Annotated in this window: 1 protein-coding gene; it reads right to left on the reverse strand. The window is 72.9% G+C overall.

Going from position 1 to position 277, the window contains the following annotated elements:
- The coding region (locus tag J0695_RS42100; RefSeq protein WP_206970074.1) for a hypothetical protein at positions 1-277 on the reverse strand (277 nt) is incomplete at both ends.

Below are 277 nucleotides of genomic sequence, written 5' to 3' on the forward strand. Positions count from 1 at the left end.
ACTTTCCTGAGCGCGTCGGCTGTCTGCCCCGATGCGGTTTCCGCCGCTTCCGGCACGCTGGACGCGGGTTCGGCGAGCGGGGTCCGCTCGCGAACACCGGAGGCACGAGGCGCCGGGACCTGCCTCGCCTCGAGCGCGACGCCGGGACACCACAGTCCGGTGCGCTCCGCCTCCAGGCCGTTGAGCGGCATCAGGGCGTCGGCCCGGACCGCCCACGAGGAACCGCTTCCCTCGACGACGTCCGTGACCAGCAACCGGACCGAGCCCACGAGACTCC

Origin of the sequence: Streptomyces beijiangensis, assembly GCF_017315755.1 — a bacterium.
GTDB classification, from domain to species: domain Bacteria; phylum Actinomycetota; class Actinomycetes; order Streptomycetales; family Streptomycetaceae; genus Streptomyces; species Streptomyces beijiangensis.